This window comes from Ruegeria sp. K3 (assembly GCF_056531845.1).
Genome location: NZ_JBQFMM010000001.1, coordinates 571377 through 586062, shown reverse-complemented (window position 1 = coordinate 586062; position 14686 = coordinate 571377). Strand labels below are relative to the sequence as shown.

Here is a 14686-nt window from a genome sequence, read left to right as displayed (position 1 = left end):
GCTAGTGCGTCACGCGCGCCCAGCGATGTAGGATATCGCCGCCAACGACCTGTGTTTCGATCAGATCAAATCGGGGGGCAGTATCCAGAGTATCAAGCCTCAGAGCCCCGATCGCGGACAGACCTTCGGCCCCGATGGTCAGCCCCGCTGTAAAACCGACCAACTCATCGACCAGATCGCCCTTTAGCAAAGATGCAGCCAATGCTGATCCGCCTTCGCAAAAGACACGCGTCAATCCGGCCTGCCCAAGCTGCTGCAACAGATCAGCCGCATCCACGTGATGACCATCCAGCGCACAAGGGATCAGACGGGCACCCAACCCCTCCCACGCACGCGCACGCTCGGGGTCTGGATGGGGGCCGTGACAGAGCCAGACAGGGATATCGGACGCGGTTCGCGCAAGTTGCCCCATCAAGGGCAAATCCAGATGGCGCGAGACCACCACGCGCACCGGCTGATGCTGCACGCCCAGATCACGAACCGTCAGCGACGGGTCATCGGCGCGCGCTGTCCCTGCCCCAACCATCACCGCATCGTGGCGCGCACGCATCGCATGCACCGCGCGGCGAGCATTTGGACCTGTGATCCACTGACTGTGCCCGGTTTCCGTAGCAATCCGTCCATCAAAGCTGCTGGCCAGTTTCAAAGTCACAAACGGGCGGCCCTGCTCGGTTTTCAGGAAAAACCCTGCGTGGTCGCGTGCTGCCTGTTCCGCCAGAACACCGGTGGTGACCTCAATCCCGGCCTCGCGCAACATGGCAAACCCTTGCCCTGCGACCCGAGGATCGCTGTCTTCGATCGCCGAGACCACACGGGTAACACCGGCCGCAATCAGCGCTTCGGCACAGGGCGGCGTCTTTCCGTAGTGTGAACAGGGTTCAAGCGAGACATAGGCGGTGGCACCTCGCGCGGCCTTACCCGCCTGCGTCAGAGCCATAGGTTCTGCATGCGGACGACCCCCGGGCTGCGTCCAGCCGCGACCAACGATGCGTTCATCGCGCACGACGACACACCCGACGGACGGATTCGGCCAGCAGGTGCCTTGGCCGCGCCGCCCCAATGATAGGGCCAGCGCCATATATCGCTTATCTGTATCGCTCACTCATCCGTCGAAGGTTGCGGCGGGCGCAACTCGTGGACAAACTCCTCGAAATCATCGGCCGCCTGGAAATTCTTGTACACACTCGCAAAGCGAACATATGCGACCGTATCAATCCGGGCCAGCGCTTCCATTACAATTTCACCGATTTTATTCGAAGGGATATCGGTTTCCCCCATGCTTTCAAGACGGCGCACGATACCGGAGATCATCTGATCAATCCGATCGGGATCAATGGGCCGCTTCTGCATCGAAATACGGATCGAGCGTTCCAGCTTGTCGCGGTCGAAGTCTTCGCGCTTACCGTTGGTTTTGATGACGACCAGATCACGCAGTTGCACGCGTTCATAGGTGGTGAACCGTCCGCCGCAGGCCGGGCAGAACCGCCGTCTGCGGATCGCGACATGATCCTCTGCCGGGCGTGAATCTTTGACCTGAGTATCGATATTTCCGCAAAACGGGCAGCGCATCCGCCGTCTCCTCGTCCCTAGCTGGCCACTTTTTGTAAGCGCTGCGGCTTACTTATCCACAACTATAGGACAGCCTCTAGGGTTTGGGTAGTCGGAATTTTCCACCCCAATATAAAGCGTCACCCAAAATGCGCAGCGACCTTTCTTTCATGCGGCGCGTTGCGGTGTTCAAACAGATATATCCCCTGCCATGTGCCCAGCGCAGGTACCCCATCTGACACCGGTATCGACAGCGATACAGGCATCATCGCGGCCTTGATATGGGCTGGCATGTCGTCCGGCCCCTCATAGGTGTGGCGCAGATAAGCCATCGACGGATGATCCGATTGCGGCACCAGCCGTTCAAAGAATGCGCGCAGATCAGTCTGCACCTCGGGGTCGGCGTTTTCCTGAATAAGCAGCGAACAAGAAGTGTGGCGCACAAAGAGCGTCAGCAAACCGTCCGAAACCGGCCTCAGCCAACTGCGCACAGGGGCGGTAATCTCATAGAGCCCCACGCCCTGTGTCTGGATCGAGAATTCTGTCTGCATCGCAGGTCAATTGATAAACGGACGGACGCCGCACCGTGCATTTGCGCCCTGTACCGACATGCTGTCACCCGGCTGGAACCCGGCTGTGACCGAAAAGCTGCCTTTCTGCGGGACATTGGCGGGTTGTTTCAGTGTGAACTGTACCGCCGTCCGGCGTCCCGTTGTCACGCTGGGGCCGTAGCCGCGCAGAACGTAGATTTGTTGCTGCCACCCAGCACCCAATTTCCGGCGGGCAAAATCAGCAGCGGCGCACCAATATCCATCAATATCCTGACGTGTCCTTGGAATGACCTCGAAGTCTGTGCCGCTCATCGGTTCTGTTCGATAACCGTTCGGCGCTGCATCGACAACGCCCGCAGAGCTGGTCATAAGCAGTGCTGCAAATGCGCAAAGTATTGTCTGTTTCATCGTGACCATCTTCCTGTTTCCATGTGAAATATAGACTAGTGCGTCGCCATCGTCAGCACAGCGAACTAACGATCATGTCAGCTTGACCCACGTGGTTCGTGAACAGGCTCTAACCATCCCTGATAGCGGATCAGGTGTCCCAATCCCGGTGCTTTCGCCGAAATGTCAAAGCGAAACCTCAATTGTACGTCCTCAGCCTCGGTCGATCCGGAACGTGGCAAAAGAAACCCCGGACACGGAATGCCAAACAAAGCGAGGCGGCGGATCTCAATGGTCAGCCCCTTATCAGTTCTCGCCGGCTGCAACCATATTGTCAGCCCGCCGATCTGTTCCCGCACCATGCCACACAGCGGATCAAAAGTGATCCGTGAACGCGTTTTGTGGCCTGCGAAATCCCGTTCCCATTGCCAATATGCGCCGGACTTTCGGATCGTAAGGGTGACCGGCAAATCTTCGCCCGCAGGTGGAAATCGCCCGATGCGAAGTGCCAGAGCGACCAAAACGCCTCGGCCACGCTGAATGCTGCATCGACCAGAGTAGCGACCTTCCCCGCTGTGCAAATCCCTGACCAATCCAGGCACAGCTTCATCTATACCCAGCGCCTGCAGGAATGGATCACGATCAGAATCCATCTTGGGCGAACCGCGATCTGAGAGAAGGATCAGGAACTAGGCACTCATCCCGCCGCCCAAATAGCGCATATCTGTTACGGGCAATCATCCGGTACAGCGGGTTCTTCAGAAACCTCGGCAGGTATCGACACAAGGACAATACCCGCCACGGACCATATAATGCACGCATCGCAGCGGCAAATGCGTCGAGATTTTGGTGCACCTTTCCTTTGACGATCACCAAATTGGTTTCAAATTCGTCTGTCGGCAGGTTCAGGAGAGTATAAAGCTGCTGCCCAAGCGGTGACTGCGCAGTTGCAAATAGAAATTTCTGATCTCGATCATGGCGCAACATGAAGTGAAAAAACCCTGAACACAGCACGCATTCACCGTCGAAGACGATCAAATCTGTATCGATGGAAAGATCATCAGCCACGAGAGATCAAGAAATAACAAAAGGTTCCCCGTGATGCTGTCACGTCGAATGCGCCGCAGCAATGCGACATGACTGACCAGAAGAATGAGAGGGGCGTGCCGGGGAACCCGTTGAAACGGCTTGGTGGACCGCTCGCTCAGGCTCTGACCTTTTCCCCAAAAGGCGCTGACCCGACAACACCGGTCATGTAGCTATTGGCCAAGGCTACGGACATGGCCATTTCTGCCATATCTTTGTGAGTTGCGGTCAATTCCTGGGTATCAGCACCGAGGCTGGCGCATTGCCACGGTTTGCCGCTAGGGTAACGGTATTACAGTAACGCGTTTTTTGGGCTGGGTGATGGACGTCGACATTTCACGCATTCAATTGCTGACACGGACCCTTGAGGATCACGCAAGCGCGACCGTGGTGGAACAGGTCCTGAGTGACTGCGCATTGACCCGCAGCGATATTGAACCGCCTGCCAAAAGGTACAGCGCCCACAAAGAAGCGCTGTTTGTCCGACACGCCTGCGATGCACTTGGCGATATCACCTTTGGCGCACGGGCGGGTCTGGAATTCAGTTCTTCTTCCAGCATTACGGCCTATATTAGCAAGTACTCTCGTGATCTGAAGCAGGTGATCGAGAATACGGCGCGGTTTCATGGCATTATCGACCCGGCCCTGGCCTTCAATCTGCGCCTTTCAGGTAACGCTGCCTCGCTTGAGGCCGATTGGAAAGACCCGAGCTTTTCCCGCTATCATCGGCGGACCGAGTTCCTGCTGTTTGGCGCGATCGCCCGGATGCGGGCGTTGACTCAGTTGAATCTGAATCCGATTGAGATACGGTTTCAGCACACAGTTGGGCAACACCAAGCCACCTACCAGAAAATCGGAGGTTTCCCAGTTACCTTCGGGGCCGAACGCTTGGAAATCATCCTGTCGCTGCCCTCGCTGGAAACACCGATCCCAACTTACGACCCTAGCCTGCGCGCGCATTTGGTTGAATTTGGCGAACGCCTGCTGGCCGAAAGACAGTCGCCAAGACAGAAAACCCGAGCACAGATCGAAGGGTTGATCACAGATGCGATGCCGGGGGGAATCGTACAGGTGGACGACGCCGCCTCCCAGCTCGGCCTAAGCCCTCGAACATTGGCTCGCCGCCTAGCTGATGAAGGCACCTCATATCGTGAGATTGTTGAAGATTTACGATGTGACCTGGCGCAGACCTTCATCAAGAACGGTATGCATCTGTCCGAAATCTCGTATTCGCTCGGTTATTCCGATCAGGCTGCGTTTTCCACCGCCTTCAAACGTTGGACGGGTCAGGCCCCGACTGCTTTTCGCAAACGTGTCTCTCATCCGCTTTCATGAAGCTAAAAAGTGGCCGGGGGTCATCAGCCCAATCACCTCGCCCCGGCCTGTCCATGAGTGGACAGCGGCGATATAAAGATGGCATCGCCGGACTCCTTGCGAATTCCCGCCAATTTGATTTGAAGTTCAGTCATTGTGAGCGGGCGAAAGAAAAAAGGCGCCTCGGGATGAGGCGCCTTTCGATTTACTGATCCAGGAAGGACCGCAATTTACGCGACCTACTCGGGTGTTTCAGCTTACGCAGCGCCTTCGCCTCGATCTGGCGGATACGTTCGCGCGTCACGCTGAACTGCTGACCGACCTCTTCCAGCGTGTGGTCGGTGTTCATGCCGATGCCAAAGCGCATCCGCAGAACCCGTTCCTCACGCGGGGTGAGAGAGGCCAGAACCCGTGTGGTGGTTTCCTTGAGGTTTTCCTGAATGGCGCTGTCCAGTGGCAGCACGGCATTCTTGTCTTCGATGAAATCACCAAGCTGGCTGTCTTCCTCGTCGCCGATGGGCGTTTCGAGGCTGATCGGCTCCTTGGCGATTTTCATCACCTTGCGCACCTTCTCAAGCGGCATTTGCAGCTTTTCGGCCAGTTCTTCCGGCGTTGGCTCGCGGCCGATTTCGTGCAGCATCTGACGACCTGTCCGGACCAGCTTGTTGATCGTTTCGATCATATGCACCGGGATACGGATCGTGCGCGCCTGATCCGCGATCGAACGCGTGATCGCCTGACGGATCCACCAGGTCGCATAGGTCGAGAACTTATAGCCCCGGCGGTATTCGAACTTGTCCACCGCCTTCATCAGGCCGATGTTACCTTCCTGAATAAGATCAAGGAATTGCAGGCCGCGGTTCGTGTACTTTTTGGCAATCGAGATCACCAGACGCAGGTTGGCCTCGACCATTTCCTTCTTGGCTTGCCGCGCCTCTTTCTCACCCTTTTGAACCTGCTGCACGATGCGGCGGAATTCAGGGATATCGAGACCAACATATTGGCCAACCTGAGCCATGTCGTTGCGCAGTTCCTCAACCTTTTCGGTCGAGCGTTCGATGAACATCTGCCAACCCCGACCCGGTTTCTCGGCCATTTCGGCCAACCAGTTCGGATCCAGCTCGCGCCCACGATAAGCATCAATGAACTCGCGACGGTTGATGCGAGCCTGGTCAGCCAGTTTCACCATCGAGCTGTCCAGTGACATAATCCGGCGATTGATGCCATAAAGCTGGTCAATCAGAGCTTCGATCCGGTTGTTGTGCAGGTGAAGACCATTCACCAATTCAACAATCTCAGCGCGCAGCTTCTGATAGGTTTCTTCGTCCTTCGCGCTGAAAGTGCCATCCTCGTTCAGCGTCGCAGATATCCTGCTGTCCTGCATTTCGGACAGCATTGCGAAATCGGTCGAGATGCGTTCCAGCGTGGTCAGCACCTGATCCTTCAGCGCTGCTTCCATCGCGGCCAGGGACATGTTGGCCTGATCGTCGTCATCATCGTCATCATCATTGGCAATCGGGTTGCCGTCAGCGTCAAGCTCCGGCCCCTCGTCCTTGGCAGGCTTGGCCGCCTGCACCGATGAGGTATCGACAACCGGCTCTTCAACCTCGCCGTCTTCATCCATCTGGTTGCCGAAAGTGGTTTCCAGATCGATGACGTCCCGCAGCAGAATGTCTTCGGACAAAAGTTCGTCATGCCAGATGGTGATCGCTTGGAAGGTCAGCGGGCTTTCGCACAGACCAGCGATCATGGTGTTCCGACCGGCTTCGATCCGCTTGGCGATAGCAATCTCGCCCTCGCGGCTCAGCAGTTCGACTGAACCCATCTCACGCAGATACATGCGTACGGGGTCATCGGTGCGATCCAGCTTTTCGGTTGCAGCACCAGCCAGCGCAACCTCGCGCGGACCTTCGGTGGTGACCAGTTCGGTCGAGCCTTTGTTTTCTTCTTCTTCGGCTTCTTCATCTTCGATGATGTTGATGCCCATCTCGGACAGCATCGACATAACATCTTCGATCTGTTCCGAGCTGACCTGATCAGGCGGCAGAACCTGATTGAGCTGGTCGTAGGTGATGTAACCTTTCTCGCGAGCCTCGGCGATCATCTTCTTGACCTGGGCCTGGCTCATGTCCAGCGAGATTTCCTGTTCCTGCTCGTCGGATTTGCGGTCTTCGTTCGTATCCTTGGCGGCCATTCAATGCTCCTGCAGGGATGGGTGATTCGTTTGAACCGAATCATTAGCGCGTAGAAGTGATTCGGCCACCCGTTTACCCGTTTTTCTTTTCCAGTGCCTTACGAAAACACCACTTCATCGATGTTTCCGTTCGAATTTGATGCCAGACGTGATGGCCTCAAACGCGTCTTTCTCATCGCGGTTGATTCGCGCACCATTGTCGGCGATGTCGAAAACGGCCCTGTCTTCGTTCTGGCTGCGGCTTGTACGGTTGCGCTCTTCGGCGGCTTGCGCCAGCCGATATGTCAGCGCCTCATCGGCCAGATCAGACAATTCCTCTGCCGCTTCGGCAATCTCAGCATCCAACCCCCGGAGCGCTTTGATCTTTGCGAGTTCCTCGGCCAGCGTCATCTCGGCCTTTTCAACGTCGCCCGGTTTGTACACACAGGGGATCACTGCGACATGGCGAAGGGCCAGCAGGTTTTCAAGGGGTTCCGGTCCCAAAGTTTGCATGATGTGATCCTGCAGATTGTCCGGATCGTCGATGGCATGGCGCAGGATTGCTCCCCGCAAGGCCGCATGATCAGGGTCGTGGCAATCCATTTCTTCCAGCTGAGTTTCGAATTGCACGACAACTTGTGGATTCAGGATGGCAATCGCGAGAATTGCCGCTTCGCGCAGTTGAATATCCGCATTCTCAGCCGAGGCCAGAAATGACGCCCGTGCGCCTGGCGTGGCAGGCTGTGCCTGCGGCTGCCATTTTCCGCGCGGTTGCCACGGACGATTTTGCGATTGTCGCTGTGGGCGAAACAATTGCCAGCGCAGGTCCTTAATTTCCTGCCCGTAGTGCGATCGGATCGAGGGGTCGCGGATCAGCTTGATCTTCTCTCGCAGGGATTTATCCAGCGCCGCTTTGCGTTCGGGGCTGTCAAAGACCTTGCCTTCCGTCTCGCGTTGCCAGAGCAGTTTGACCATCGGGATTGCAGCATCCAGCACATCCTGCACCGCCCCCGAACCTTCGGCGCGCAACAGATCGTCGGGATCCTTGCCTTCGGGCATCAGGGCAAAACGCAAGGATTTGCCCGCTTCCAGCAACGGCAGTGCCAAATCGACCGCTCGCATCGCCGCGCGCAGCCCTGCCGTATCGCCGTCCAGAGCGATGATCGGCTCGTCAGAGATGCGCCAAAGTAGTTGCAACTGATGCTCGGTAATCGCAGTCCCCAATGGCGCAACCGACGCGCCAAACCCGGCCTCAGCCAAAGCGATCACGTCCATATAGCCCTCGGCCACAACCAAAGGCTGCCCCTTGCCTGCCGCCTGTCGTGCGGGGCCATGGTTGTAGAGGCTGCGGCCTTTGTCGAACAGATCGGTCTCGGGCGAGTTCAGGTATTTGGCGTTGTCATTGGGATCCATCGCCCGGCCACCAAACGCAATGCACCGCCCGCGTGGGTCGCGGATCGGGTACATGATGCGGTTGCGGAACGTATCATAGGGTTTCTTACCTTTGTTCGACGGCTTGGCCAGCCCGGCCCCAAGGATCAGGTCCTCTGAGACACTCTTACCGGTTAGATGATCCCACAGAGCCTGCCAGCCCTCGGGTGCGAAACCGATTTCCCAACGGTCCAGCGCCTTCGCGTCAAGACCGCGACGTGTCAAATAATCACGTGCCGCCGCCCCTGCCCCAGCCTTGAGTTGCAAACGAAAGAACTGCACAGCCTGTTCCATCACCTCGGCCAGCTGTGAACGGCGGTCCTGCTTTTCCTGCGCCTTGGGATCACGCGCGGGCATCGGCATCCCGGCCTCGCGCGCCAGAATTTCCACGGCTTCTATGAAAGAGACATTCTCGGTCTCTTTCACAAAACTGATCGCGTCCCCTTTGGCGTGGCAGCCAAAGCAGTAATAGAATCCCTTTTGGTCATCGACGTGGAACGAGGCGGTCTTTTCGTGATGAAATGGGCAAGGCGCCCACATATCCCCCTTGCCCTGATTGGATTTGCGCTGGTCCCACATGACCTTACGCCCAACAACCTGAGACAGGCTGAGGCGCGTGCGCAGTTCATCCAGAAATCCGGGGGGCAAAGACATGGGTCAAACCTGCCAGAAATGAAAACGCGCGCCAAGGGGATGGCGCGCGGTTGTCCACAGAGAAATGATCTGACTGTGGATTATTGTTGTAAACACAACTCCAGCCACGCGGCCCCGAGATCCTTCTTACGCACGTCGCGCATCTTCTGCTCATATACCCAAGGCGTGATCAGCGGAACAGCGGCATTGTAGTTCTCGGGCCAGGTAGGACCACTGTCGGCCACCGCCTGCGCCACATCGCGTTCCTTGACCCGGTCAAGTCGTGCTTTCTGTATCGCGGCAACAACGTCAGCCTGATACTTGCAGCTCTGTTCCTTGGTTTCCTGTGCAACCACTGGCGTGGCCAGCACGGCCGCAACGATAGCGATACGCAACATGGGGATCTCCGAAGATTCGTTTCTTTCAGCGCAGCTTACCCGCGCGCGGCGATGCCTTCCATCGCCCTTTTCAATTCGTGAACCAGTGTCTCAGCCATGGATCGGAAGACCATGATCTGAAACGTGTTCTCCCCAACGCGCGTGATCGAAGCGGTCATGTGGAACAGCAGGGTCCGGGCGGAGTGGCCGCGCTTGAAGTTCGCCTTACGCAGATCAATAGGCACTACGCGCGCCAGTACGTCTTCGACATCAGCACCCTCTAACCGGACCACAGCCCAGGCATCTGATTGGTCCACAATGGCAGCATTCTCGGTCAGGGTCGCATCAGGAGACGGCCCGATCAGCATCGCATGCGCGGGGCCGAACCAGATCGCCCGCGCGCCAGCCCTACCCGTTGCGCGATTGGCCGATGGATAGGCCATCCCGTGCGCTGCTTTCAAAGCTTCGGATAGCGCCTTTTGCTTACCCTTGAAAGGTGAGATCGAATGGATCGCCCCTACATCCTCTTCGCTGAGCGTTACTGAGCCGATAGTCAAAGGCAGCAACCCGTCGCAGGGTGTTTTGGCGGTCAGATTATCCACGGACGCGCCCTCCTTCGGGGTCAAAGAAAACCGGGTTCACCACTTCACACAGGGTTGTCACGCCGCGCAGATGATCGACCATTTTCACTATTTCTCCATACCTCTCAGGCCCGTCCGCCAGGAAGCCCAAGCCCAACATCGTTTCCAGCGTCGGGGAATAACACACGGAGGTCAGATAGCCCTGATCATTGGTGCGCACCGGCTCGGCCTCTTCCCGATACAGATGCGCGCCCGCCAGCAATTCCTTGCTTTCGCCAATGGGTTTAAGCCCGACCAAACGCTCGCGCCCCGGCTCTTCAAGGCCCGGACGTTGCGACATGGTTTTGCCGATGCAATCCTTCTTCTGCGACACCATCCGACCCAGGCCGATATCATAGGCAGTCGTCCGTCCGTGGATCTCGGAATGCGTAATAAAGCCCTTTTCGATCCGAAGAACGTTCAGTGCCTCCATCCCATAAAGACCACCGCCCAGTGTCTCAGCCCGGTCGGTCAAAACATCGAACAGGCTCGCGCCATAGCGCGCAGGCACGGCGATTTCATATGCATGCTCGCCCGAGAACGAGATCCGGAACAAACGCCCCTGCACACCCAGCACCGAGATCGACCCGCAAGCCATGAAGGGCCAGCTTTCTTCATCAAGAGGTGTGCCCAGCAGATCGTTCAACAATTCACGCGATTTTGGTCCGGCCACGGCAAACTGTGCCCACTGTTCAGTGACCGAGATGAACGAGACATCCAGATCAGGGCGCAGTCCCTGATGAACGAACTCCAGATGCTTCATTACATCGCCAGCACCTGCTGTGGTGGTGGTCATCAGGTAATGCGTCTCTCCCAGCCGCGCGGTGGTGCCATCATCCATGACGAATCCATCCTCACGCAACATCAGGCCATATCGCGTTCGGCCAACTTTGAGGGTCGAGAACATGTTCGTATAAACGAAGTCCAGAAACGCCCCCGCATCCGGCCCCTGTATGTCAATCTTGCCAAGCGTCGAGACATCGCACACCCCGACGGCCTGACGCACCATTTTAACCTCACGGTCACAGGATTGCCGCCACGTGGTTTCTTCATCCTTTGGGAAATAGCTGGGGCGATACCACAGCCCGGCCTCAACCAACGGAGCTTTCCGCGCTACGGTCGCTTTGTGCGAAGTGATAAAACGTTGCGGTTTGAAACCCTTGCCTTCAGCCCCAGCGCCCAGCGCGGCAATGGCGATAGGAGAATACGGAGGGCGGAACGTCGTGGTTCCGGTTTCGGGTATCGCGCGCCCGGTGACGTCCGCCAGAATGGCCAATGCTGCCACGTTCGAATTCTTGCCCTGATCCGTCGCCATACCTTGCGTCGTATAGCGCTTCATGTGCTCGACTGACCGGAAATTCTCAGTCGCGGCCTGTTTGACGTCTTTCACTGTAACATCGTTCTGGAAATCCAGCCACGCGCGGCCTTTGCCGGGCACGGCCCAAAGCTGCGTGATCTCGTATGGCGTATCCTCGGCCTGCGGTGGCACAGTCTTCGTGGCCTTGTAGCCAAGATCGCCGAGCACGCCTTTGGCTGCCTCAATCCCTTCACGAAGGCAGGCTGTAGTTGAGAAAGATCCGTTGCACGCGCCCGCTGTCACCATGCCCGGCACGGCCCCCGGCGTTGGCACAAAGGCCTCGATCTCACGCTTCCAGATCGGGCGGCTATTCATGTGACATGTTAGATGAACCGAAGGATTCCAGCCCCCTGTCATGGCAAGGCAATCCGTGTGTATCCGTTCTTCTCCACTGGCGCGGCGCACTGTAATCGCCTCCAGCCCTTTACGGCCCGAACTGTTACAAACTTGCGCCCCGCGTAGAACCTCGTAGTCGTCAGACAAGAGCGCGTCATGGCGACTATCGATCACAGCCGCCACATGGACACCAGCATCCAACAAATCACGCGCAGTGCGATGGATATCGTCAGTATTTCCGAAGATCGTCACATTGCGGCCCGGGCTGACACCCCATCGGTTTAGATACGCCCGCACCGCGCCAGCGGTCATGATCCCCGGGCGATCATTGTTGCGGAATGCGACCGGGCGCTCCAGCGCGCCTGCCGCCAGAACTGACCGCTTGGCCACGATCCGCCAATAGGTTTCCAACGGCGCCCCGTTGGGGCGGTGATCCGTATGGTGAAAAACGCGTTCCAACGCCGCAAAGGTACCTTGGTCATAGGCGCCTGCGATAGTGGTCCGGGTCATGATGCGGACATTGTCCATCGCGGCTAACTCGGCCAGCACTTCGTCAACCCAATCGGGACCCGGTTTTCCGTCGACCTCATAGGTCTCGGCCAGCAGACGCCCACCCACGCGACTGTTTTCGTCGGCCAGAATGACGTCCGCGCCGGCACGACCAGCGACCAGTGCGGCCATCAGCCCCGCAGGCCCTGCCCCGATAATCAGCAGATCGCAAAAGGCATAAGCGCTTTCGTACTTGTCGGCATTGTCTTCGCCCGACAGTGCTCCCAATCCGGCGGCACGTCGAATGATCGGCTCGTATAGCTTTTCCCAGAAGCTTTTCGGCCACATGAAGGTTTTGTAGTAAAAACCCGCGCCCAAAAACGGGGAAGCCAGATCGTTGATCCCCATCAAATCGACACTCAGGCTGGGCCAGCGATTCTGGCTGCGCGCTTCAAGTCCCGGATAGATCTCTTGCATCGTGGCGCGAATATTTGGTTCTTGTCCTGCGCCTGCCCCCACGGTCATCAGCGCATTCGGCTCTTCGCTGCCTGCGCTCAGCACACCCCTAGGCCGGTGGTACTTGAACGAACGCCCCATCAGTCGTACGCCATTCGCCAAAAGCGCTGAGGTCAGGGTGTCGCCCGCATAGCCGCTATAGCTGGCACCATCGAAAACAAACGGAATCGACTGCGTACGATCGATAAGACCCTTTCCATCGATTCTCATGCCCGCTCCTCCGATGCCGGCTGCGCGTCGATCATCTCATGCGTGACCGTGTTTCGTGTGACCACGATCCATGCACCGCACCCGCCTTCGTGATACCAAAGCTCTCTTGTCGGCCCTGCCGGGTTTTCCCGTTGGTAGACAAAATCATCCCAAGCCGCCTCACCGGCATCCGGGGCCGGTCGGTCCAGATCCACTGCCGCCCCGCGATAGTAGAATTCGCGCCGATCCCGCTCGCCGCAATATGGACAGGTGATCCTCATAGCCGCGCGCCCTTCTTGATCTTTTCAATAATACCCAAATCCAACATCGCGCCCCTCAATGCAGATTGTGCTGAGAGCCCTTGCCCTCTTCATCGATAATCCCGCGCCCGGTGCGGAAACGATCCAGTCGGAAGCCGGTGGCATTCTCGTGATACCGATCCGTCGCAATCAGATGCGCAAACACATTCCCCGAACCCGGAACCGCCTTGAACCCGCCATAGTTCCAGCCGGCATTCAGATAGAGCCCGTCGATATCCGTCCGGTCGATGATCGGAGAGCCATCGGGCGACATATCCATGATCCCGCCCCAGGATCGCAGCACCCGCGCCTTGCCGATCATCGGCATCAGCGCCATCCCGGCCTCCATCACGCTTTCGACGGTGGGCAAATTACCTCGCGCCGCATAGGAGGCGTAAAAATCCAGATCACCGCCAAAGACCAGACCGCCCTTATCTGACTGGCTGATATAGAAATGCCCCATGCCAAACGTCACCACATGATCGATGCAGGGCTTCAGACCTTCGGTCACGAAGGCCTGCAAGACATGGCTTTCAATCGGCAGCCTCATTCCAGCCATCGCCGCCACCTGACCTGAACGCCCGGCAGCAACCATCGCCACCTTCTTGGCCCGGATCGGCCCACGCGAGGTCTGAACACCGCGCACCACGCCGTTCTCGATATCAATACCGGTCACTTCGCAGTTCTGGATCAGATCCACGCCGCGCTGGTCTGCTCCGCGCGCATAGCCCCAGGCCACTGCATCGTGTCGCGCTGTACCTCCGCGCGGGTGGTAGAGACCGCCATACAGAGGGAACCTAAGGTCATCGAAATTCAGATAGGGCACCATCCGCCTCAATTCATCGCGATTGAGCAGGATAGCATCGTCACCCTGACTGATCATCATGTTGCCCCGGCGCGCAGCGGCATCACGCTGCCCGTCCGAATGGAACAGGTTGATGATCCCGCGTTGCGAATGCATGACATTGTAGTTCAGATCCTGCTCAAGACCTTCCCACAGCTTCAATGAGTGCGAGTAGAACTCGGAATTGCCCTGCAAAAAGTAATTCGCGCGCACAATGGTGGTGTTGCGCCCGACATTGCCCCCACCGATATAGCCCTTTTCCAGAACAGCGATATTGGTCAGACCATGTTCCTTGGCCAGATAATAGGCCGTGCTCAACCCATGACCTCCGCCGCCGATAATGACGATGTCATATTCGGATTTCGGTTCAGGCTCGCGCCAGTGCGGCGTCCAGCCTTTGTTGCCGGTCAGGCCCTCTTTCAGGACACGTAAGCCGGAGAAACGCATTCAGACCTCCCTACAGGTGTGTCGGCATCAAACCAACTTCACCCAGCAGTAACAACGCCGGAATCCGGTTCCACTCCTGTTTTCGACGA

At 57.5% G+C, this 14686-nt stretch carries 15 protein-coding genes; 2 read left to right on the top strand and 13 right to left on the bottom strand.

The features are described 5' to 3' along the window. Position 1 precedes the first annotated feature (1 nt). From ribD to ACR0MP_RS02840, 6 genes are all read right to left on the bottom strand, one after another. Positions 2–1102 carry a bifunctional diaminohydroxyphosphoribosylaminopyrimidine deaminase/5-amino-6-(5-phosphoribosylamino)uracil reductase RibD gene (gene ribD, locus ACR0MP_RS02865; RefSeq protein ID WP_255612049.1) on the bottom strand — a complete coding sequence of 367 codons (1101 nt, stop codon included), beginning with the start codon at positions 1100–1102 and terminating at the stop codon, positions 2–4. Continuing rightward, positions 1099–1569, bottom strand: a complete 471-nt coding sequence (gene nrdR, locus ACR0MP_RS02860) for a transcriptional regulator NrdR (RefSeq protein WP_039534475.1) — start codon at positions 1567–1569, stop codon at positions 1099–1101. Before nrdR ends, ribD begins: the two co-directional genes overlap by 4 nt. A 119-nt stretch (positions 1570–1688) precedes the next feature. After that, on the bottom strand, positions 1689–2099 hold the full coding sequence (locus ACR0MP_RS02855) for a secondary thiamine-phosphate synthase enzyme YjbQ (protein WP_170422324.1): 411 nt from the start codon (positions 2097–2099) through the stop codon (positions 1689–1691). Positions 2100–2105: 6 nt separating this feature from the next. Beyond that, entirely contained in the window at positions 2106–2507 is a 402-nt protein-coding gene (locus tag ACR0MP_RS02850) for a hypothetical protein (RefSeq protein WP_480885769.1), read from the bottom strand. A gap of 77 nt (positions 2508–2584) precedes the next feature. After that, a complete protein-coding gene (locus tag ACR0MP_RS02845) occupies positions 2585–3139 on the bottom strand; it encodes a DUF4166 domain-containing protein (protein WP_170734774.1) in 555 nt (184 codons plus the stop codon). Further along, a complete protein-coding gene (locus ACR0MP_RS02840) occupies positions 3129–3554 on the bottom strand; it encodes a thiol-disulfide oxidoreductase DCC family protein (RefSeq protein WP_480759038.1) in 426 nt (141 codons plus the stop codon). Before ACR0MP_RS02840 ends, ACR0MP_RS02845 begins: the two co-directional genes overlap by 11 nt. A gap of 68 nt (positions 3555–3622) precedes the next feature. On the opposite strand from ACR0MP_RS02840, the gene ACR0MP_RS02835 reads away from it, so the two are divergent. Together ACR0MP_RS02835 and ACR0MP_RS02830 are read left to right on the top strand one after the other, a co-directional pair. Further along, on the top strand, positions 3623–3745 hold the full coding sequence (locus ACR0MP_RS02835; protein WP_255612047.1) for a hypothetical protein: 123 nt from the start codon (positions 3623–3625) through the stop codon (positions 3743–3745). Positions 3746–3893: 148 nt separating this feature from the next. Next, complete coding sequence (locus ACR0MP_RS02830) at positions 3894–4907, top strand: helix-turn-helix domain-containing protein (protein ID WP_170396293.1); 1014 nt, start codon at positions 3894–3896, stop codon at positions 4905–4907. Between the two features lie 184 nt (positions 4908–5091). On the opposite strand, the gene rpoD is transcribed toward ACR0MP_RS02830, so the two are convergent. The 7 genes from rpoD to ACR0MP_RS02795 all read right to left on the bottom strand — a co-directional run bounded on the left by rpoD (position 5092) and on the right by ACR0MP_RS02795 (position 14597). Then, positions 5092–7080 carry an RNA polymerase sigma factor RpoD gene (gene rpoD / locus ACR0MP_RS02825; RefSeq protein WP_170396291.1) on the bottom strand — a complete coding sequence of 663 codons (1989 nt, stop codon included), beginning with the start codon at positions 7078–7080 and terminating at the stop codon, positions 5092–5094. Between the two features lie 114 nt (positions 7081–7194). Continuing rightward, a complete protein-coding gene (gene dnaG, locus ACR0MP_RS02820; RefSeq protein WP_480885767.1) occupies positions 7195–9144 on the bottom strand; it encodes a DNA primase in 1950 nt (649 codons plus the stop codon). An 80-nt stretch (positions 9145–9224) separates the two neighbouring features. Next, complete coding sequence (locus tag ACR0MP_RS02815; protein ID WP_170396287.1) at positions 9225–9521, bottom strand: hypothetical protein; 297 nt, start codon at positions 9519–9521, stop codon at positions 9225–9227. A gap of 35 nt (positions 9522–9556) precedes the next feature. Continuing rightward, a complete protein-coding gene (locus ACR0MP_RS02810; protein ID WP_480885765.1) occupies positions 9557–10102 on the bottom strand; it encodes a sarcosine oxidase subunit gamma in 546 nt (181 codons plus the stop codon). Then, positions 10095–13028: a sarcosine oxidase subunit alpha family protein gene (locus ACR0MP_RS02805; RefSeq protein WP_480885763.1), complete on the bottom strand. Its 2934-nt coding sequence runs from the start codon at positions 13026–13028 to the stop codon at positions 10095–10097. The genes ACR0MP_RS02810 and ACR0MP_RS02805 overlap by 8 nt, the downstream gene beginning before the upstream one ends. After that, on the bottom strand, positions 13025–13288 hold the full coding sequence (locus ACR0MP_RS02800) for a sarcosine oxidase subunit delta (protein WP_170396281.1): 264 nt from the start codon (positions 13286–13288) through the stop codon (positions 13025–13027). The genes ACR0MP_RS02805 and ACR0MP_RS02800 overlap by 4 nt, the downstream gene beginning before the upstream one ends. Positions 13289–13343: 55 nt before the next feature. Next, positions 13344–14597: a sarcosine oxidase subunit beta family protein gene (locus tag ACR0MP_RS02795; RefSeq protein WP_170512810.1), complete on the bottom strand. Its 1254-nt coding sequence runs from the start codon at positions 14595–14597 to the stop codon at positions 13344–13346. Between the last annotated feature and the right edge of the window lie 89 nt (positions 14598–14686).

Bases quoted from the DNA above. Each gene is read 5' to 3' on its own strand.
- nrdR (WP_039534475.1), bottom strand. From the start codon at position 1,569: ATGCGCTGCCCGTTTTGCGGAAATATCGATACTCAGGTCAAAGATTCA.
- ACR0MP_RS02855 (WP_170422324.1), bottom strand. From the start codon at position 2,099: ATGCAGACAGAATTCTCGATCCAGACACAGGGCGTGGGGCTCTATGAG.
- ACR0MP_RS02850 (WP_480885769.1), bottom strand. From the start codon at position 2,507: ATGAAACAGACAATACTTTGCGCATTTGCAGCACTGCTTATGACCAGC.
- ACR0MP_RS02845 (WP_170734774.1), bottom strand. From the start codon at position 3,139: ATGGATTCTGATCGTGATCCATTCCTGCAGGCGCTGGGTATAGATGAA.
- ACR0MP_RS02835 (WP_255612047.1), top strand. From the start codon at position 3,623: ATGACTGACCAGAAGAATGAGAGGGGCGTGCCGGGGAACCCGTTGAAA.
- ACR0MP_RS02830 (WP_170396293.1), top strand. From the start codon at position 3,894: ATGGACGTCGACATTTCACGCATTCAATTGCTGACACGGACCCTTGAG.
- rpoD (WP_170396291.1), bottom strand. From the start codon at position 7,080: ATGGCCGCCAAGGATACGAACGAAGACCGCAAATCCGACGAGCAGGAA.
- dnaG (WP_480885767.1), bottom strand. From the start codon at position 9,144: ATGTCTTTGCCCCCCGGATTTCTGGATGAACTGCGCACGCGCCTCAGC.
- ACR0MP_RS02815 (WP_170396287.1), bottom strand. From the start codon at position 9,521: ATGTTGCGTATCGCTATCGTTGCGGCCGTGCTGGCCACGCCAGTGGTT.
- ACR0MP_RS02805 (WP_480885763.1), bottom strand. From the start codon at position 13,028: ATGAGAATCGATGGAAAGGGTCTTATCGATCGTACGCAGTCGATTCCG.
- ACR0MP_RS02800 (WP_170396281.1), bottom strand. From the start codon at position 13,288: ATGAGGATCACCTGTCCATATTGCGGCGAGCGGGATCGGCGCGAATTC.
- ACR0MP_RS02795 (WP_170512810.1), bottom strand. From the start codon at position 14,597: ATGCGTTTCTCCGGCTTACGTGTCCTGAAAGAGGGCCTGACCGGCAAC.